This is a genomic window from Streptomyces sp. NPDC088730, assembly GCF_044751215.1.
GTDB lineage: Bacteria > Actinomycetota > Actinomycetes > Streptomycetales > Streptomycetaceae > Streptomyces.
The window spans coordinates 40,050-59,402 of the sequence record NZ_JBIVLK010000007.1; the positions used below are offsets into that span (position 1 = coordinate 40,050).

17 protein-coding genes are annotated in these 19,353 nt (G+C 71.0%); 12 read left to right on the forward strand and 5 right to left on the reverse strand.

Annotation, left to right across the window (positions count from 1 at the left end; genetic code table 11):
* The first annotated feature begins 1 nt into the window (after window position 1).
* The 4 genes from ACIP89_RS21670 (at window position 2) to ACIP89_RS21685 (ending at window position 3,454) form a co-directional block, all read left to right on the forward strand.
* The gene (locus ACIP89_RS21670; RefSeq protein WP_371775305.1) at window positions 2-235 is read left to right on the forward strand and encodes an acyl carrier protein; all 234 of its coding nucleotides are present in this window, start codon (window positions 2-4) and stop codon (window positions 233-235) included.
* Between the two features lie 6 nt (window positions 236-241).
* Window positions 242-790, forward strand: coding sequence for an MOSC domain-containing protein (locus ACIP89_RS21675; protein ID WP_402116209.1), 549 nt, complete (start codon window positions 242-244; stop codon window positions 788-790).
* A gap of 254 nt (window positions 791-1,044) precedes the next feature.
* Entirely contained in the window at window positions 1,045-2,415 is a 1,371-nt protein-coding gene (locus tag ACIP89_RS21680; protein WP_402116210.1) for a hypothetical protein, read from the forward strand.
* A gap of 262 nt (window positions 2,416-2,677) precedes the next feature.
* Entirely contained in the window at window positions 2,678-3,454 is a 777-nt protein-coding gene (locus ACIP89_RS21685; RefSeq protein ID WP_402116212.1) for a sirohydrochlorin chelatase, read from the forward strand.
* Window positions 3,455-3,538: 84 nt separating this feature from the next.
* Here the strand turns inward: ACIP89_RS21685 and ACIP89_RS21690 are convergent, their stop codons facing one another.
* Window positions 3,539-4,681: a mandelate racemase/muconate lactonizing enzyme family protein gene (locus ACIP89_RS21690; RefSeq protein WP_402116213.1), complete on the reverse strand. Its 1,143-nt coding sequence runs from the start codon at window positions 4,679-4,681 to the stop codon at window positions 3,539-3,541.
* A gap of 11 nt (window positions 4,682-4,692) precedes the next feature.
* On the reverse strand, window positions 4,693-5,724 hold the full coding sequence (locus ACIP89_RS21695; RefSeq protein WP_402116215.1) for a hydroxyacid dehydrogenase: 1,032 nt from the start codon (window positions 5,722-5,724) through the stop codon (window positions 4,693-4,695).
* A 94-nt stretch (window positions 5,725-5,818) separates the two neighbouring features.
* Between ACIP89_RS21695 and ACIP89_RS21700 the strand changes: the two genes are divergently transcribed.
* Window positions 5,819-6,694 (forward strand): LysR substrate-binding domain-containing protein, encoded by an 876-nt coding sequence (locus ACIP89_RS21700; protein WP_402116216.1) that lies wholly within the window; start codon window positions 5,819-5,821, stop codon window positions 6,692-6,694.
* 155 nt (window positions 6,695-6,849) lie between these two features.
* Here ACIP89_RS21700 and ACIP89_RS21705 read toward each other — a convergent pair whose 3' ends face one another.
* The gene (locus ACIP89_RS21705) at window positions 6,850-7,458 is read right to left on the reverse strand and encodes a GntR family transcriptional regulator (protein WP_402116499.1); all 609 of its coding nucleotides are present in this window, start codon (window positions 7,456-7,458) and stop codon (window positions 6,850-6,852) included.
* Window positions 7,459-7,808: 350 nt separating this feature from the next.
* Here ACIP89_RS21705 and ACIP89_RS21710 point away from each other — a divergent pair, with 350 nt between their 5' ends.
* Genes ACIP89_RS21710 through ACIP89_RS21735 form a run of 6 tightly spaced genes read left to right on the forward strand, consistent with a single transcriptional unit; the run spans window position 7,809 to window position 14,033 of the window.
* Window positions 7,809-8,897: a substrate-binding domain-containing protein gene (locus tag ACIP89_RS21710; RefSeq protein WP_402116218.1), complete on the forward strand. Its 1,089-nt coding sequence runs from the start codon at window positions 7,809-7,811 to the stop codon at window positions 8,895-8,897.
* Window positions 8,898-8,934: 37 nt separating this feature from the next.
* A complete protein-coding gene (locus tag ACIP89_RS21715; RefSeq protein ID WP_402116220.1) occupies window positions 8,935-10,023 on the forward strand; it encodes a mandelate racemase/muconate lactonizing enzyme family protein in 1,089 nt (362 codons plus the stop codon).
* Window positions 10,020-11,096, forward strand: a complete 1,077-nt coding sequence (locus ACIP89_RS21720; protein ID WP_401928962.1) for an ABC transporter permease — start codon at window positions 10,020-10,022, stop codon at window positions 11,094-11,096. The genes ACIP89_RS21715 and ACIP89_RS21720 overlap by 4 nt, the downstream gene beginning before the upstream one ends.
* Complete coding sequence (locus tag ACIP89_RS21725) at window positions 11,093-12,172, forward strand: ABC transporter permease (protein WP_402116222.1); 1,080 nt, start codon at window positions 11,093-11,095, stop codon at window positions 12,170-12,172. The genes ACIP89_RS21720 and ACIP89_RS21725 overlap by 4 nt, the downstream gene beginning before the upstream one ends.
* Complete coding sequence (locus tag ACIP89_RS21730; RefSeq protein ID WP_402116223.1) at window positions 12,169-13,713, forward strand: sugar ABC transporter ATP-binding protein; 1,545 nt, start codon at window positions 12,169-12,171, stop codon at window positions 13,711-13,713. Before ACIP89_RS21725 ends, ACIP89_RS21730 begins: the two co-directional genes overlap by 4 nt.
* Entirely contained in the window at window positions 13,710-14,033 is a 324-nt protein-coding gene (locus tag ACIP89_RS21735; protein ID WP_401933354.1) for an L-rhamnose mutarotase, read from the forward strand. The genes ACIP89_RS21730 and ACIP89_RS21735 overlap by 4 nt, the downstream gene beginning before the upstream one ends.
* 208 nt (window positions 14,034-14,241) lie before the next feature.
* Here ACIP89_RS21735 and ACIP89_RS21740 read toward each other — a convergent pair whose 3' ends face one another.
* Complete coding sequence (locus tag ACIP89_RS21740; protein ID WP_402116225.1) at window positions 14,242-14,958, reverse strand: GntR family transcriptional regulator; 717 nt, start codon at window positions 14,956-14,958, stop codon at window positions 14,242-14,244.
* A gap of 400 nt (window positions 14,959-15,358) precedes the next feature.
* Between ACIP89_RS21740 and ACIP89_RS21745 the strand changes: the two genes are divergently transcribed.
* Window positions 15,359-16,429 carry a DUF3533 domain-containing protein gene (locus ACIP89_RS21745; protein WP_402116227.1) on the forward strand — a complete coding sequence of 357 codons (1,071 nt, stop codon included), beginning with the start codon at window positions 15,359-15,361 and terminating at the stop codon, window positions 16,427-16,429.
* Window positions 16,430-16,467: 38 nt separating this feature from the next.
* Here ACIP89_RS21745 and ACIP89_RS21750 read toward each other — a convergent pair whose 3' ends face one another.
* On the reverse strand, window positions 16,468-19,203 hold the full coding sequence (locus ACIP89_RS21750; RefSeq protein ID WP_402116228.1) for a SpoIIE family protein phosphatase: 2,736 nt from the start codon (window positions 19,201-19,203) through the stop codon (window positions 16,468-16,470).
* Window positions 19,204-19,353: the final 150 nt, after the last annotated feature.

The following is a 19,353-nucleotide window of genomic DNA, read 5'->3' on the forward strand; positions in this document are numbered from 1 at the left end:
CATGGACGACGTGATCAAGCCGGTTGTGGACTGGCTGCTCGAACGGAACCCGGGCCGAGAAGAGATACCGGAGGACCTCGACCTCATCGAGAACCGGCTCATCGACTCACTCGGCTTCATGGAGTTCCTCCTGCTGCTGGAGGACCTGATCGGACGGGAACTGCAGCTCAACCAGATCGACGTGGACCAGTTCCGTACTCTCCGCTCCATCAATCAGCACTTCCTGAAGGGCTGACCGCCCATGGCACTGGAACCGCAGCAGCTGTCCGGGCCGGGCCGGATCACCTCCTTGTACCTCGCCTCGCGCGCCGGCGATCCCACCTTCCGCGTCGCGTGGGCACGCGCGGTGACAGGCCGTGGCCTGGCAGGAGACCGCAACTACTGGGCTGGCGAGGGCCCCCGGCCCCGGCGTCGCGGGGCCGGCCGGGCATCCGGCGTCTGCGATGTCACCCTCATCGAAGCCGAAGCCCTCGATGCCCTGGGCCGCGAGCACGGCATCACGCTCACTCCCGCCGAATGCCGGCGCAACCTCATCTCGCGGGGCATCCGGCTCAACCCGCTGGTGGACCAGGAGTTCCAGATCGGCACGGCAGTCCTGCGCGGCCTCAGACTCAGCGAGCCCTGTGCCCGCCTCGAACAACTGGTCCGCCCAGGCCTTGTCCGCGGCCTGCTGCACCGCGGCGGACTTCGGGCCGAGGTGATTCGCGGCGGGATCATCCAGCCGGGCGACCAGATCCTCCCGCTGCCGCAGGGCACGCGGCCTCTTCTCGCTCCGGCCGCCCCTCCCTGAGCCACCTGGGTGTCCGGCCCGGACAGGCCGGGACACCGCGCCGAATGCCCGCACCCTGGGCAGGTGTCCGCCGGCCGAACCCGGCGACGGCCAGACACCGGAGCCGGCATGTCCCGTCCGCGCTGAACGGCGGCGTTCAAGGACATCTACGGCCGACCACACCACCAGCATCCACACCCGCAGCCCCACGGTTCTCCCAGGCGCCACGCGGAGGAGGAGTCGTCCAGCCGTGGCCTTGCAGACAGGAAGGCACCATGACGATCGAAGGCGTCGGCCCGGGGCACACCGGGGGCACAGTGTTCCAGCACGGCACGGACGGCCCCGCGGCCAAGGCCGTCGAGCGCGCGAAGGAGGCGGCCGAGAAGCTGAACGCGGCGGGGACGGCCGTCTCCGTCCGCCTGTTGGCATCGGGCTTCGCTCTCCGCCTCGGCCAGCGGGCCGCCGAGCACCTCGCGGAACCCGACAGGAGCGGGCCGGACAGCGGCTTCCGTGACCTGGTGTCGGAGGTGCTCGCCGGATACCTTCCCCCGGATACCGCCGGAACCGTCGACGCGGCTCTGACCGGACGCGCCGAACAGATACGGTCGGCCGCCCAGGGCGCCGGATGCGAATTGCACTCGCCGTGGTCCGTGCCCACCCTGCTCGCCCCCATGACCCTCGACGCCGCACCGCGCGAGACCGGCCTGTGGTTCAGCGTGTTCACACCTGGCGCGGGCTGGGGCGCCGACACCCAGTTCACAGCCCACTTCGCCTCCGAGACCCCCGCCCTGGCCGTCTTCGGTGACGACTTGTACTGCGTCTACCAGGGCCGGGGCGACGATCCGGGCCTGCGGTGGACCGTGCACCGCGCGGACGGCAGTCGGTCGGAGGACCAGGCGTTCCCTGCCCACCACACCCTGGGCAGCCCGGCACTGGCCATATTCCAGGACCGGCTGTACTGCGCGCACCGCGGCGGTTCGGGCGACTGGGGCATCGCGGTGACCTCCTGTGACGGCGATACCTGGACGCCGGACCTGCCGGTCCCGCACGCCGAGAGCGTCTACGGCCCGGCGCTGGCCGTCTTCCGCGGCTCCCTCCACCTCGCCTACGCCGACGCCGCCCAGCGGATCATGGTCACCACGAGCCGGGACGGCCACAACTGGACGGCCCCCGAGCCGATTCCCGGCTGCGCCACCACGAGGTCCCCGGCGCTCGCCGTCCACGACGGCACCCTCCACCTGCTGCACGGCAACCCCAAGGATGGGGCCATCCACTGGAGCCGGCTGCGCGACACCGGCTGGACCTCCGAGGGCGCGCTGCCGGGACACCGCACGCGGAGCAACATCGGCCTCGCCGTCTTCGACGGAAAGCTGATGTGCGTCCACCGCGACCCCGCGCGCCAGCAGCTGTGGTGGTCCGCCTTCGACGGCGCCGAATGGAGCACAGACACCGAGATGCCGGGGCACAGCAGCAAGTACGGCACGGCACTCGCCGCACACCGTGACAAGGCCGGTACCCGCGACCAACTCCTCTGCGTCCACCGGGGTCACGCCCAGCGCTTCGTCACCGGAGCAGGGGAGGTCCTGACCGACGAGGACCCGGCGGGACTGCACGAACTCGACGATGGGGACTCCGTCGCCGACTGAGACCGGCCTCACGGCAGCCGGGGCGGGGGGCCCGGAGTCTGCGGTCGCCCTCGGCACACCGCGAGAGGCCACTGATCCGGAAGAGGACGAGGCCGTCGTGCCGGGGTCACGACATGACCCCGGCAAGGTCACCGGCATCACGGGCCGTCCGCACACTCCCCGTTGACCGGATCCGAAGCGCCCGATCCGGCCCATCTCCTCACGGAAGGTAACCTGGACATCACTCCAGGTTGGGAATGTTCGTGAAGAGAGTGGTACGGCAGTGACCGACGTGCTCGACGCTCCACCCCCTCCCGGCACCGGGACCGACGGGAGCGCGCTGCTCCTGCTGGCACACGGAAGCATCGACCCCCAGGCCCAGGAAGCCACGCGTGCCCTCGCCCACGCGGTCGGGCTCTCCTGGGCGGGCCGGATCGAGGTCGCCTATCTCCGGCACGCCCGCCCCACAGCACGTCAGGCGCTGCACGCCCTCGCCGAGACCGGACACGGTCCTGTGGTCGTCGTGCCGTTGCTGCTCACCTCCGCCTTTCACGCCCGGGTCGACCTGCCCAAGGCGCTCACCGGTCCACCCGCTCAACCACCGGTCGTGACACCGGTGCTGGGCGGTTCCCCGGACGGGCCCGACGAACGCCTCGTCGCAGCGCTGCGACGCCGTCTGACCGAGCTGCACGTCGGCTTCGACGCCGTGGTGGTGGCGGCTGCGGGCAGCAGCGACAGCGACGCCTGCCGGTCGGTCAGTGCCATGGCGTCCGCAGTGGGGGCCGGCCTCGGACTGCCCTGCCTGGCCGGCTTCGCGTCGACCGCCTCGCCCACGCCCGCCGAAGCGGTCCAGCGACTGCGCGACGCGGGAGCGCGACGGGTCGCGGTCGCGTCCTACTGCTTCGCACCCGGGAGGCTGTTCCGCCAGGCGGTCCAGTCGTCGACCGAGGCCGGAGCGGTCGGCATTTCCGAGCCGCTGGGTGACGCACCCGAACTCGTCCGGCTCATCCTGGACCGCTTCCGCCAGGCCTGTAGCTCCGGGCCGGCCGAGGAACACTGACCGAGCGGTCGGGACCGCGAACGGCTGTGCGCCCGTCGCGTACAAGGGAGCTGCGGCGGGACAGCTGACCGGTCATGGTTCTCCTCAGCGATAGAGCAGGTTGACCGACTCGGCGCGGATACGCTCCTCGTCGACCTCGATGCCCAGTCCGGGGGCTGTGGGGACCATCGCGACGGCCTTGGTGAGGGTCAGCCCGTCGACGTACAGATCGGTCAGGAGCTCAGGCCCGTTGAGTTCGGCGGGCAGGGCGAGTTCGAGCTGGCTGAAGACGTGGAGGGCGGCGGTGAACGCGATGCCGCAGTCGGTGAGACCGCTGGCCAGGATCTCCAGACCGCCGGCGAGCGCGGTCTGGGCGGTCTTCAGGGCGTTGCGCAGTCCGCCGGACTTGCAGACCTTGATCACGACCAGGTCCGCCGCGTCCAGCCGGATCGCACGCGCCAGGTCCTGGGCGGAGAAGCTGCCCTCGTCGATCGCGACCGGCAGGTCGATCAGTTCACGCACCCTGCCCATCGCGAGCGTGTCGGTGCTCGGCACGGGTTGCTCGACACAGTGGATCGTGCTGATGTGCGCCGTCCGGTTCCGGAGTTGCCTGAGGGCGGCCGGGCGGTACGACTGGTTCGCGTCGAGCCACAGCGGTTTGCCGTCGGCGGCTTCCGCGGCGGTCTCGATGGCCGCCGTGTCGGCGTCCACGTCGCCACGGATCTTGATCTTGTACGCCGCATAGTCCGACGACTGGAGTACGTGTGCGCGGACCGTGTCCTGGTCGCCGACTCCGATCGCCGAGCAGAGCGGGATCTCGTCGTGCACCTTGCCACCGAGCAGCGCGTGTACGGGGACGCCCGCGAGTTTGCCGGCCGCGTCGTGCATCGCGACGTCGACCGCGGCGCGGGCGAACGGGAAGCCGTTCGAGACCGCGGGGCTGAGGCGCTGGGCGGCGCGCCGTTGGAAGAGCTCGATGTCGAACGGTGTGAGCTGGAGCAGGATCGGCGCGAGGTGGCGGCGGATGATGACGGCCATCGTCTCGGCGGTCTCGTAGCTCCAGCTCGGGAGCGCGCGCTGTTCTCCCCAGCCGACCACACCGTCCTCGGTGGTCAGCTTGACGAAGATCACCGCCGCGGACTGGTCCGGCGCGGCGTCGGGTGTGCCGACGGCTCCGCTGCCGAGCACGAACCGGCGGGCGAACGGTACAGCGACCGGGAAGACCTCGACCTGGGCAATGCGGGACATCGGCGGTCCTTTCAGGCGGTGATCGGCCAGGCGGCCGGTTCGACGAAGCCCGGCCCCCGGGTGCCGTCGGCCAGCCACCGCAGGGCGTCGCGCAGCACATAGCCCGCGAGCGCGCGGTGACCTTCGGCGGTGTCGCCCGCGATGTGCGGGGTGAGCAGGAGGTTCGGGGCCTGGAGGACCGCCGCGTCGAACGTCGGGGGCTCTGGGTCGTAGACGTCCAGGGCCGCGTAGATCCGGCCGCTCAGCGCGTGGTCCAGGAGTGCTTGCTGGTGGATCGCGGAGCCGCGTGACGCGTTGACGACGACCGCGCCGTCGGGGAGGTTCTCGATCAGCTCGCGGGTGATCATGCCTTTCGTCTCGGGCACGTTCGGGACGTGGACACTCAGGAACGGACTGCCCGCGGCGTCCTTGAGCGTTGTCGTCCGTACGCCGATCTCCTGTGCGGCGGCGGGCGACAGGTAGGGGTCGTGGACGGCGATGTCGCAGCCGAACGGTTCGAGCATGGTGATCAGTGCGCGGGCCGTGCTGCTCGCGCCGATGATCCCGACCTTGGCGCCGGCCAGCTCGTGACCGCGGTATTCCGTCTGGTTCCAGCCGCCGGACCTGATCGCGCCGTCGAACCGGGGAAGGCGGCGGACGAGGGTCAGCAGGGCGCCGAGGCAGTACTCGCCGACCGACCACGCGATCCGCCGGCCGGCCGAGAAGACGCCGACGCCGTGGTCGAGGATGACCGGATCGATCAGGTGCTTCACCGTGCCGGCCGCGTGCGCGACCGCCTTCGGGCCCCGGCCGCCGGCCCACAGCTCGTTGCCGAGCTTGGGCGTGCCCCAGCTGGTCAGCAGGACGTCGGCGTCGGTGGCCAACTCGGTCAGGGCGGCCGGGTCGAGACCAGCGGGGCTGCCCGGCTGGGCCGGGCCCGTCGCGTGCCCGGCTTCCGCCCAGACGACGTCGAAGCGTTCGTCGAGAAGCCGGTGCGTTTCGGCGTCGATGACATCAGCGGCACGTTCGGGGGAGATGAGGGCCGCGAGTCGGGGAATCGGCACGGGAGCTCCTTCGGGCTTGGCGTGGATTCGACGGTAGGCGCCATCCGCCATGCAGGTCCAAGCCCGTTTTCGCATGAACCGATACCGTGCGCGCATGAGTTTCACGCTTCAGCAGCTCCGTGGCTTCGTCGCCGTCGCCGAGGAGCTGCACTACGGGCGGGCGGCGCGGCGCCTGAACCTGACCCAGCCGCCGTTGACCCGGCAGATCCAGGCCCTTGAACGGATGCTTGGCGTCAGCCTGTTCGACCGCCCCGGCCGTGGCGTCCGGCTGACCGCGGCCGGCGGAGTGTTCCTGGAGCACGCCCGCCGCGTGCTGGCGCTGCTGGAGGTGGCTCCGGAGGCGACCAGGCGCGCGGCCGAGGGGACGACCGGGACATTACGGCTCGCGTTCACAGCGATCGGCGCGTACGCCGTACTCGCGGATTTCCTGGCCCTGGTCGGCAGACGGACGCCGGGGGTGACGGCGGAGCTGACGGAGCTGGTGAGTCCCGCGCAGTTCGAGGCGCTGGCGAACCTCGATATCGATCTCGGGCTGGTGCGGCCGCCGATCCCGGAGGGGTTCGAGTCGATGCTGGTGCACTCGGAGGACCTGGTGCTCGCCGTACCGGTCTCGCATCCGCTGGCGTCCGGTGACGGGCCGGTATCACTGGCCGACGTCACCGCGGACTACATCGGGTACAGCCCGGAGGGTTCGCGGTACCTGCACGACATCTGCGCGGCGATGATCGGGGTGAACCGCTACGCCGTGAGCCAACTGGCGTCGCAGGTGCCGACGATGCTCGCGTTGGTGCGGGCCGGTCTGGGATGCGCGCTGATCCCGCGGTCGATCACGGCGATGAGAGTCGAGGGCGTCAGGTACCGCGAACTGGACGCGGCCGACGCGCATTCGGTGACGCTGCACGCCTGCTGGAGCCCCGACAACCCGAATCCGGCGCTGCGGCGGCTGGCGGAGAAGCTGCGCGAGGAATAGCCGGGGCCGGGGAAACGACCGCATCAGCGTGGCCGTGTGTCCCTACAGCTCGTCTACGTGCCGGCCCCCTTTCCTGGATGCCGCCATGGATATGGCCGGACGGCGTCCAGCACGGGCCCGATGACACCGGTCGGCACCCCCCGCAAGGGCACGGCTCAGACGCCGTCCTCGTACCGGCTGAGATGCCGCGCGAGGCTGAGCTCCAGATGCTCTCGCATGGCGTCCTCCGCCCGTTCGGGGTTGCGCCGCAGTACCGCTCGCAGGATACGGCTGTGCTCCACCGCCGTGGCGGGGCTGCCGCCGGTGACCGGGCTGAGCCGGAAGAGGTGGAGGTGCGCGTGCAGCCGTTCCACCGCGGCGGCGAGCAGGGTGCGCCCCGAGGCGGCGGCCAGTGTGTCGTGGAAGCGCTGGTCCAGCACCGCGAAGCGCCCGTAGACGGCGAAGCTGTGGCCCTTGTCGGGCAGGCCCTGCATCTCCTCCATCAGGGCCTCGATCCGGTCCAGTTCGGTGTCGCCGGTCTGCTCGGCGGCCAGAGCCGCGGCCCGGGGCTCCAGAAGGAGCCGCATCTCGAAGAGTTCCTCCACGTCCCGCCGGCCGAGCAGTTCGGTGGTGCGGTAGCCGGACAGCGACCGCTTGAGGACCAGACCGTCCGCTTCGAGGCGGGCCAGCGCCTCACGCACCGGGGTGGGCGAGACGCCCAGTGACCGGGACAGTGACTCGATGCCGACCCGGGCACCCGGCTGGATCACGTGGTCCATCACCATCGCCTTGACGGCCTCGTAGACGCTGTCCCCCAGCACCTCGCGCTTCGCCGCCGCACCGGCGGCCCGCTCAGTGGCCGCGACCGGGACGGACTCCGGCCCGTCGGTGTGGTTCACCGGCATAGTGCTACTCCCTCAGACTCAACAATCCTATGTGATTCAACACGCCTCCACTCCGGAGGGCCATACGCCGGAAGGCCGGACTTCCACCCGACCCCGAGCGGATAGCCGCTCACCACCGGGGCTATCGCACCCCATTCAAGGTATTCGACGCACAGGCCTTGACGGGGCGATCCCCTCTCCCCCAGCATCTCGGCAACAGAATCCTATCTGATTCAACTGAGGCAATGATCATGATCCTTCGTAGATCCGCACTGCCCGCTGCCGCCGCCCTCGCCCTCCTGGCCATCTTCTCGACGGCATGCACCGTGAAGTCCTCCGGCGACACCGGGCCGGCCGGCACCGCGACCGCCGGGACCGGCAAGGGGAGCGCCGAACTCGCCGACGGTTCCGGCACCAGGGTCGCCCTCGTCCCGGGCGGCGCCCACCCGTACTTCCAGCCCTGGAAGAAGGCGGGCACGGACGCCGAGAAAACGCTGAAGCTGGGCGATGTCGCGTTCGACGAGACCGCGGAGTGGGACCAGCAGAAGCAGAACAACCTGCTGTCGACCCTGGCCGCGCGCGGCTACAACGCATTCGGCGTCTTCGGGGTGTCCCCCACCGACGTCAACACCACCTTCTCCGACCTCAAGTCCCAGGGCCTCGCGGTGGCCTCCCTGGGCTCGTGCCCCGCCGGCGGCAGGAACGAGGCCGACTTCTGCCTCTCCACCGATGTGGAACTGGCCGCCTACAAGGCGGCCGAGGCCGCCATCGAGGCGATGGGCGGCAAGGGCACGATCGTGCACCTGACGGGCAACAACGTCGACGCCAACACGCAGTTGCGGATCAGGGGCGTGGAGAAGGCCGTGAAGGAGTCCGGCGGCAAGGTCGGTCTGCTGCAGAACATCACCGACATCGACAAGGACCTCCAGACCGCGCAGAAGGCAGTCTCCGACCTGCTGGCGACCAAGGGCTCGCGGATCCAGGGCATCGTCTCGACCGCGTACAACCCGGCGGTCGCCGCGGCCGAGGCTGTCCAGGAGACCGGCTCGAAGGCCAAGGTCGTGGCGATCGACGACGACGCCAAGATCCTCTCCTCGATCAAGAACGGCTCGGTGAGCGCCACGGTCGTGCAGAACCCGGTGGGCCAGGCCGAGATCGGCGCCTGGGCGCTCGCGCTGCTGCAGAGCAAGCAGTGCACGGTCAAGCAGCCGGGCCAGGTCATCGACTCGGGTTCCTTCGTCGTCACGAAGCCGAACCTCGGCACGTACGACAAGGCGCGCGAAGCCAAGACAGCGGAGCTGAAGAAACAGTTCGCCGAGGAGTACCTCTCCTGCGGCTGACCGTTCCGGCACAACGACAGAAAGTCAGCGCACCCGCATGACCATGATCACGAAAGCGACGGCCCTGCTGGCCGACATCGCGGTGGAGACCGACCGCACCGACGCCGTGCAGTCCTTCGTCAAACAGGAGACGATCCTCGTCACCCTGACGACCACGGACGGCGTCGAGGGAACCGGCTACGCCTACACCATCGGCACCGGCGGCACGTCCGTCCTGGCACTGCTGCGGGACCACCTGCTGCCACTCCTCGCCGGGAAGGACGCGCGCAACGTCGAGGGGCTCTGGCAGGAGCTGTTCGGCCTGACCCGTGCCACCACCACCGGCGCCATCACCTCGCTCGCGCTCGCCGCGATCGACACGGCACTGTGGGACCTGCGCTGCAAGCGCGCCGGCGAACCCCTGTGGCGGCTGGCCGGCGGTCACCGCCGGGAGATACCGGTGTACGACACCGAGGGCGGCTGGCTCCACCTCGGCACCGACGAGCTGGTCAAGTCGGCCCTCGCCGCGAAGAAGGCGCGGTTCTCCGGCGTCAAGATCAAGGTCGGCAAGCCGCACCCGGCCGAGGACGCGGAGCGACTGCGCGCCGTACGCGAGGCCGTGGGACCGTTCCTGCACATCATGACCGACGCGAACCAGTCGCAGTCGCTGTCCTCCGCCGTGCGGCTGGCCGCCGCCCTCGAACCGTACGACCCGTACTGGCTCGAAGAACCCATGCCCGCCGACGACATCAGCGGCCACGCCCGGCTCGCCCGCTCGACCCGGATCCCGATCGCGGTCGGCGAGTCGATGTACGCGCCGATGCAGTTCCGCAGCTATCTGGAGACGGGCGCCGCCTCCGTCGTACAGGTCGACGTGGCCAGGGTCGGCGGAATCACGCCGTGGCTGAAGGTCGCCCACCTCGCCGAGACGTTCAACGTCGAGGTCTGCCCGCACTTCCTGATGGAACTGCACGTCAGTCTCGTCGCCGCCGTCGCCAACGGCGCGTACGTGGAGTACATCCCCCAGCTGCGCGCGGTCACCCGCACCGAGCTGACCGTACGGGACGGGCTGGCCGTCGCTCCGGACGAGCCGGGCATCGGGATCGACTGGGACATGGACGCCGTCGACCGGCGGAGGGTGTCATGAAGACGGCCGTCGCTCCATCCGGCAGCGGGACGGACCGCCCCGCCGACGGGGCCCGGCCCGCGCACCGGCTGCCCTTCTGGGTCAACCAGCGGCTCGGGCTCCTCGTCATCATCATCGCGCTCGCCGCGCTGTTCGGCGTCCTGCGGCCGGCGTTCTTCGACGAGCGGCTGGTGCTCTTCCCGCTCCTGAGGGACATCTCGACGCTGACGGTGGTGGCACTGGCGCAGATGGTGGTGCTGTCCATCGGGCACATGAACCTCGCCGTCGGACGCATGGCCGCGTTCGGTGCGTTCTTCGCCGGCTTCGGCTATGACCGGCTCGGTCTGCCGCTGCCGCTCGGCCTGCTGCTGTGCCTGGTGGCGGGCTGTGCGATCGGCGCGCTGACCGGCTGGATCATCGCCCGTACCGGGGTGAACTCCTTCGTCGTGACGCTGGCCATGGACTTCGCCCTGCTGGGACTCGTCTCTCTGCTCTACTCGGCCTTCACGGACAACGCCGCGTTCACCACCCGTCCGGACGGGCTGGCGGAGCTGCGTTCCTACTCGCTCGCCGACGTCTGTGCCGGGCGGATCTGCGGCTCCGCGGCCGTCCCGCAGATCATCCAGTTCACCGTGATCGCCCTCCTCGGCCTCGGCTTCCTCTACTCCCGTACCCGCATCGGACGCGAGCTGCTGCTCACCGGCGCCAACCCGGGGGCCGCCGAGCTGTCCGGCATTCCCACCGGCCGCAGGATCGTGCTCGCGCACGCGCTCTCGGGACTGCTCGCCGCACTGGCCGGGTTCATGGCCGCCGTCGGCACGGGCACGTTCCGCGCGTCCATCGGCGACGACTTCATGCTCCCCTCGTTCCTGGGCGCGGTCCTGGGCGGGACCCTGCTCACCGGGGGCGTCGTCTCCGTCGTCGGCGCCCTGCTCGGCACCTCGCTGGTCGGTGTCATCCGCAAGGGCCTCGACCTGCTGGGCGTCGGGCTCGAAAGCCTCAACATCTACCTCGGCTGTGTACTGCTTCTGGCCCTGTCCGCAGACCGGGTGCGCACCGTCGTGTCCTACCGCAAGGTGGTGCGTTCCACGTGACCCCGCTCCAGAGCGGCAGGACGGCGGCCCGGTCCGCACTGCGCCGCTTCTCACGCTCCACGACGACCACCCTGCTGGGCGTCGCCCTCGTCGGCTACGTCGCCCTCGGCGTCTCGTCGTCCGGCACCTTCTTCGAAGGGCCCTCACTCCGTACGTTCCTGCAGTACCTCGCCACACCGGTCCTCATCGGACTGGCCCAGATGGTCGCCCTGTGCGTGGGGCAGCTCAATCTCGCGGTCGGCGCGCTGGGCGGGTTCAGCGCCTGCCTGATGGGCGTTCTGATGGCCGACGCCGGCGTCCCGGCCGGGCTCGCCGTACTGATCGGTGTGCTGGGCGCGACCCTGACCGGCCTGATCACCGGCGTGTTCATCGTCGCCACCCGCATCAACGGCTTCATCGTGACGCTCGGCACCATGACCATCCTGCTGGGTGCGCAGTACCGGCTCTCCGGTACCCGCACCATCGACGGGTACTCCGCCACGCTGCGCGACCTCGGCCGCGCCGCGCCGCTGAACATCCCGCTGGTCTTCGTCACGGCCCTGGTCTCGGCCGCTCTCCTGGCCGCCTTCATGTACCGCACCGTCGCGGGGCGGCGGCTGCTGGCCGCGGGCGGGAACCCGCTCGCGGCCAAGCTGTCGGGCATCTCCACCGACCGGCAGATCGTGCTCGCCCACACCCTGTCCGGGCTGCTCATCGGCATCGCCGCGCTGACCGCCACGGCCTCGCTGCCCGGGGTCAACCGCAGTGTCGGCGGGGACTGGCTGCTGCCCAGCTTCGCCGCGCCCATCATCGGCGGCATGGCGCTGACCGGCGGCTCCGTCGCGGTCCTCGGGACCGTACTCGCCGCCTTCGTCATGCGCCTGATCGACACCGCGCGGGCCCAGTTCTCGCTCGACCCGAGCTGGGTCAACTTCCTCATCGGGGTGGTCGTTCTCGGCACCGTCGTCGGCGGCCAGCTGCACCAGGGCCACCTCGCCAGGAGGGGCGGGTCATTCCGAGGCACTCCCCCGCCGGAGCCTCCCGAGGGGACAGCCCGGCCGACGGCCGTACCGATGCCGACGGGAGAGGCCCGATGAGCGAAGTCCTGCTGGAATGCGATCAGATCGTCAAGGTGTTCCCCGGTGTGCGCGCGCTCGACGGCGTCGGCCTGCGGCTCACCGCCGGCTCCGTGCACGCCCTGCTCGGCGAGAACGGGGCGGGGAAGTCCACTCTCATCAAGGTGATCACCGGCGTGCACGCGCCCGACGGCGGCAGGCTGCTCAAGGGCGGCCAGGAGATCCAGCCGCGCTCCCCGCTGGACGCCATGCGCGCCGGCATCGGTGTCGTCCACCAGGAACGCAACCTGATCCCCGGGTTCTCGGTGGCCGAGAACATCACGCTGCAGAACCCGCCCTCGCGCCGTGGCCTGGTCGACCGGGAAGCCATGACGGCTCCGGCCCGGCGCTGTCTGGCCGAACTCGGCCTCGACATCGATCCGCACCAGCTGGTGTCAGAACTATCGGTCGCGCAGCAGCAGTTGGTGGAGATCGCCAAGGCGCTCCACACCGACAGCAAGGTCCTCCTCCTCGACGAGCCGACCGCCTCGCTCTCCCCGCAGGAGGCCGAACGCCTCTTCGACGTCGTCCGGCGGCTCACCGAGCGCGGCACGTGTGTGGTCTTCGTCAGTCACAAGCTGGAGGAGGTCTTCGCGGTCTGCGACACCGTCACCGTGCTGCGCGACGGCCGGTCCGTACTGGAATCGGCACCGCTCGCGGAGCACACCCAGGACGACGTCGTGACCCTGATGGTCGGACGCGCCCACGCGGTGACGGCGATGACCCCGCGGCCCGTGGACACGTCCGCGACGCCCGCGCTCTCCCTCACCGGGCTCTCGACGGCCTCCGGCCACCGTGACATCTCCCTCGACGTGCTCCCCGGGGAGATCGTCGGGCTGTACGGCCTGGTCGGTGCGGGGCGCAGCGAACTGGTCAAGGCCGTGCTCGGTCTGGACCGCGTGACCGGCGGTGAGATCCGGGTGTACGGGGAGCCCGCGAGGATCGGCTCGCCGCGGCAGGCGCTGCACGGGTACGGGATCGGCTATCTGACGGAGAACCGCAAGGAGGAGGGTGTCTTCCTGGAGCAGCCCATCCTCCGCAACATCACGGTGACGGTCTGGAGGAAGCTGGCGAACGCTCTCGGGTACGTTCCCGCCCGCCGGGAGCGCGAGACCGCGGAGGATCTTGTCGAGCGCCTCGGCATCAGGATCTCCGGTCTCACGCAGAACGCCGGTGAGCTGTCGGGAGGCAACCAGCAGAAGGTCAGCCTGTCGAAGTGGCTGGCGGCCGACACCCGGCTGCTGGTCGTCGACGAGCCGACCGTCGGCGTGGACGTGCGGACCAAGCACGCCTTCCACGAGCTGATCTGGGAGCTTGCCCGCGGCGGTCTGCCGATCCTGCTGATCAGCAGCGACCTGGCGGAGATGGTGACTCTGGCCGACCGGGTCGTCGTGATGGCCGGTCACCGCATCCGAGGCGAGGTGGCCAACGACCACGACTACGGCCGGATGAGCGGCCGGATCATCCGTATGATCCATGACCGGCCGGCCGTGGCCGGGTCCGCGAAGGGGCCGGCCACGTGAGGCGCGTCGCACAGGTCATCGCCCTGCGCCCGGATATGGCTGCGGAGTACCGGGAGCTGCACCGTGCCGTCCCCGAGCCCGTGCTCGACCGGCTGCGACGTTCCCACATCGCCAACTACTCGATCCACCTGCTCGGAGACCGGCTGTTCAGCTACTTCGAGTACCACGGCGACGATCTGGCCGCCGACCTGGCCCTGATGGCCGGCGACCCGGCCACCCAGGAGTGGTGGCGGCTCACCGCTCCCTGCCAGCGGCCCGTGGACGAAGCCGAGGCCGGCGCGTGGTGGGCGTCGGCCGAGCAGGTCTTCCTCATGGAGTAGGCCGTCGGGCCGGCGGCGGCGCGGGCGGCCCGGCGGGGGTTCCCGCTCTCGCCTCCGTCCTCGGCCGGCGGGGCAAGGCCCCGGTCGCGTCGGGGAAACCGCGGCCGTGGGCCGGGCGCGTGCGCGGGCCGGCCGTCCGCCGGACACGGTGTGCAAGCTCTCGCAGCGGGTCAGCCGCTGACGCCCGTCGGGGCGCCGGCCCGGTCGGTCACTTCTCCTCGAACCGGCTGAGCTGGCGCTCCAGGCTGTGCGTCAGATGGTCCGTCATCGCCTGCGCGGCCCGCTCGGCGCTGCGGCGCAGTATCGCCCGGACGACCCGCTCGTGCTCGGCCAGGGTCGGATCGTCCTCGACGGAAAGGCTGCTGAGGCGGAAGACGTGGAGATGCGCGTGGAGCCGCTCGACCGCGTCCAGGAGCAGTGGGCGACGGGCGGCCACCGCGACGGCGTCGTGGAAGCGCTGGTCCAGGGCCGCGAATTCACGGTAGGACGCGTAGGGGCCCGCGGGACCGGGGTGGGCCTCCATGTCCTCCTGGATGGCCTCGATGGCGTCGAGCTGGGACTCGTCGGCGTGCAGCGCCGCCAGCGCCGCGGCCCGCGGCTCCAGGAGGAGCCGCATCTCGAACAGCTCCTCAACCCCCTGCCGGGTGAGCAGCTCCGTCGCCCGGTATCCGGAGAGGGAACGCTTGACCACGAGACCGTCGGACTCCAGGCGGGCCAGCGCCTCGCGGACCGGGGTGGGTGAGACGTCGAGCCTGCGGGCGAGGGATTCGATGCCGACGCGGGCGCCCGGAGCGATCTCATGGTCCATGACCATGGCCTTGATGTCCTCGTAGACGCTGTCGGACAGTGGCTGGCGGACCGGCGCCGTGGGGGGCCATGGCCTCCCGGCCCGGTCGTCGAAGACGCTCGGGTCATTCGTCGGCATCCAGTTCTCCTCACTTCACCACATGTGCGACCACCAGCAGCTTAGCGAGGTGGAACGGGCGAACGGCGGGGTTCACCGTGGTCCCGCAGGGCAGCGGGGGCGCTGCGGAACGCTTCGGGCGGCGGCCTCCGTGGGCGCCCTCTTCGCACGCCGGGAAGTGAACTCGTGGAACGGTCGGGCGGGGGTGTCCGTTCGGTACACGGACACCCCGCCGGTGCCGCTCACCGTCGCGCGCACCCGGGCTTCGCAGGCCGCCGCCGTGCAGGCCCGATGCCGGTCGCCACGCGCTCGGGCGACGGACGTCCTGACCGCCTCGACGGCCGCGGGGGGCCGTCCGGGGCGGTCACCGTTCGGACCCGTCCGGGCTGCGGCAGTTCCGACGTGCGTCGAAGTTGGACGTATGCCAGCACAGAGCCCGGTCGGCGTTCCCGGCGGTCAGTCGTCCCCGCGCTTCCGCGGTGTCGGAGAATGCCTCAGCGGGCGATCGGTACGCCTGGTGCTCGGGGTGCTGGTGCTGCAGACAGCGTTTGTGCTCTCGTGCGTCGGCGCGTTCCGCGATCCCGTCCCGCACCGCGTTCCCCTGGCCGTCACGGCCCCCACGACGCGGATCGCCGACGACGCCTTCTACCAGCTCGCGTTGCTGCCCGGTGAGCCGGTGGACCCGCTCCGGGTGGCCGACGAGGCCGCTGCGCTGGACCGGATCCACGGTCGGGAGGTGGACGGTGCGCTCGTCCTCTCCCGATCCGGCACCGCAGACCTGCTGCTGGTCGCCAGTGGGGCGGGCCCCTTGCTGGCCGAGGAACTCGCCAGGCACGTCACCGCGGCGGAAAGACACCAGGGCCGCACGGTCAGGGTCCGGGACGTGGTGCCGGTCGCGCCGGGTGACAAGCGTCTCCTCTCCTCCTTCTCGCTCGTTGTGGGCTGGTGTGCGGGCGGCGTCCTGTGCGCCTCTGCGCAGGCGTACGGTGCCCGGCGCCGTCGTCCGGCGGGGCTGCGCGCGTCGGCCGCCATGGGCGTGCAGCTGATGTACTCGGTGCTCGCCGGACTCCTCGGCGTGCTGGTCGCCAGGTCTTTCCTGGGCGCGGTACCAGGCAACTTCTGGGCCCTGTGGGCGCTGGGATCCTTGCTGGTTCTGACAGTCGGGGCCCTCACACTCGCCCTGTACGAATGGGCCGGAGCGCCGGGAATCGGTCTGGCGCTCCTGCTCGTGGCCGTCCTCGGCGTGCCGAGCGCGGGCGGGGTGTATCCCACCGAGCTGCTGCCCCCGTTCTGGCGCGCTGTGGGCCCGTCCTTGCCGCCCGGCGCGGGCCTGGATGCCGTGGACTCCATCGCCTATTTCCGTGGCGCGGGTGCCGGCGGTCCGCTGTGGACGCTCCTGGCGTGGGCCGGCGGCGCGGTCGTTGTCCTGCTGGGCGGGGTGCTCGTATCCCGGTCCCGTCCTCCCGCGGCGCGGGTTACTCGCCGGCCCTGACGCCCAGTCGCCGCTGCGACGCCGCCGGCCCCCCGGTGTCACCAGTCCTCGTCCGGCCACTGGTCGAGCAGCGCTTCGCCGTTGAGGCTGCTGTGGGGTACCTCGGTGCCCAGGGACTGCTCGGCCCAGATGACTTTGCCGCGTGCGGTGTAGCGCGTGCCCCAGCGGTGTGCGAGCCGCGCGATGATGAACAGGCCGCGGCCGCCCTCATCGGTGGTGGCAGCCTGGCGGACGTGCGGGGCGGTGCTGCTGCCGTCGGCGACTTCGCAGATCAGGGTGTCGTCGTCGTGCAGCAGCCGGAGCCGGATCGGCGGGGAGCCGTACCGGATCGCGTTGGTGACCAGCTCACTGATGATGAGCTCCGCCGTGTAGGTGGCGTCTGCCAGTCCCCACCCGTTCACCACACGCGCCGCTTCCGCACGGATCCTGGAGACGGTGGTCGGGTCGTCGGGTACGTCCCAGTCGGCCACGCGGCCGGGATCCATCAGGCGGGTGCGGGCGACGAGCAGGGCGACATCGTCTGTGGGCCGTTCGGTCAGCAGGGCGTCGAGGACCGCTTGGCATGTCGCCTCGGGACCCGGGTCACCTGGGCGGGCCAGCGTGGCGCGCAGGACGTCCAGCCCGGCGTCGATGTCGCGGCCGCGCCGCTGGACCAGCCCGTCGGTGAACAGGACCAGCCTGCTTCCTTCGGGCAGCACGAGCTCCGTGGTCTCCACCGGCAGGCCCTCGTTGATCCCGAGCGGCGGCGACCCCGGGATCTCCGGGTAGGTGACGGTGCCGTCCGGGAGCACCAGGGCCGGGCCCGGGTGACCGGCCCTGGCCATGGTGCAGTGCCCGGTGACCGGGTCGTAGATGGCGTAGAGGCAGGTGGCTCCGGAGACGTCGACGTCGCTGTCCCCCTCCGCGTCGATGCGGCTGACGAGGGCGTCGAGGTGGGCGAGGAGTTCGTCCGGGGCCAGGTCGAGGGCGGAGAAGTTGTGCACCGCGGTACGCAACCGTCCCATGGTGGCCGCGGCATGGAGGCCGTGGCCGACGACATCACCGACCACCAGCGCGACCCGGACCCCGGGCAGCGGGATGATGTCGTACCAGTCCCCGCCGACGCCCGGCTGGGCCGGGAGGTAGCGATGGGCGACCTCAAGGGCGGAATGCGTGGGCAGGGCGCGGGGCAGCAGGCTGCGCTGGAGTGTGACAGCCATGGCGTGCTCGCGGGTGAAGCGGCGCGCGTTGTCGATGGCGACACCCGCTCGGGCCGCCAGCTCTTCCGCGACGGACAGGTCCTCGGGCTCGAAGGGGTCCTTGTCCTTGCGCCAGAAGTCCACGCTCCCCAGCACCACACCGCGTGGCCGCAGCGGGGCGGAGACCAGGGAGTGGATGCCGTAGTCCAGGACCGCACGTGCCCGTGGCCGGTCCAGGTCGGTCCAGCCCCCGGAGGCCGAGAGGTCGGCCGCCAGAACGGCCCGGCCGCCGGCCACACCGAGCGCCGCGGGACTGCCGGGAGGCAGGTGCAGCACCTCCCCCACCGGGTAGAGGGGGTGATCGTCGCGGATACCGGCGATCGCCGTGCGGCGCATGTCGGAGTCCGCTCCGGTGGGTTCCTCACCGCGCAGGACGGGGTCCAGCAACTCCACGGTGACGAAGTCGGCGAACCGGGGTACCGCCACGGCGGCCAGTTCCTCGGCGGTGCGCACCACATCGAGCGTGGTGCCGATGTGCGTCCCGGCGTCGTAGAGCAGTCGCAGCCGGGACCGCGCCACTTCCGCCCGGCCCGCCAGTTCACGCAGCTCGGTGGTGTCGCGCAGGGTGACCACGCTGCCCCGGGGGCCTCCTGGCCCCTCGACGGTACGGAGGTTGACGGCGAGGAGCCGGTCCCCGTTGGCGTGGACCTCGTCGCTGGCTGTCCGGCCCGAGACCAGGAGCTGCGTGGTGTCCGGGGTCAGACCGAGGTCGGTCACCCGTCGTTGCTCGGCGTTGCGCGGCAGGTCGAGCAGGCGTCGCGCCTCGTCGTTGGCCAGCGTGAGCACGCCGTGGTCGTCGATGATGAGCACGCCTTCCCGTACCGAGTGAAGGACCGCGTCATGGTGCTCGTACATCCGTGTCATCTCGGCGGAGCCCAGGCCGTGGGTCTGATGGCGCAGGCGTTTGCTCACGGCCGCCGCCCCGGCCGCGGCCAGCAGGAGTGCCCCGCCCGCGACCGCGAGGATCGCCGGTAGCTGGTGCGCGACCATCTCGTTCACGCTCTTGACGTAGATCCCCACCGAGATCAGTCCGACGACCCGGCCCCTGTTGTCGAACACGGCGACCGTCGTGTCGACCGCTCGTCCCAGGGCGCTGTCGAACGTCTCCTGGAAGGGCTTGCCCGTGAGCGCGGGTCCGAAGCTGCCCGTGACGTGGCCGCCGATGCGGCTCGGGTCGGGGTGGGACCAGCGGATGCCGTTCGGGTCGAACGCCACCACATAGCCGACGTGAGCGCTCTTGCGCATCTTCTCCGAACTGGGCTGCAGCAGCCGTGTCGGGTCGGCCGACCGCATCGCCGCGGCGGTGCCCGGTGCGTCCCGGAACGCCACGGCCACGGCGAGCGACCTGTCCCGCGCCTCGGCTGTGCCGGTGTGCTGGGACTGGACGAGGAGTACCAGGAACATGGCGGCGATCAGGAAGACCGCGACGACCACCTGCAGCAGGAACACCTGTCCCGCGACACTCCGCGGCAGCGGCTTGGGAAACCGGCCACGACGCCTGGTCCGGTACCGCCGCGGAGACCCTTTCTCGACCATCCGCCCAGCATCACCGAGGAGAGGCCGGCGGAGCGGCTGACCGCGCCGGTACGCGGCAGTGCCTTACACGACGGGGTCACAGCCCAGGCGGTGCACGGCGGCCGGTGGGCCGTGGGACGTCCCCGAGCAGCGGTGGTTCCGTCCCGCTCG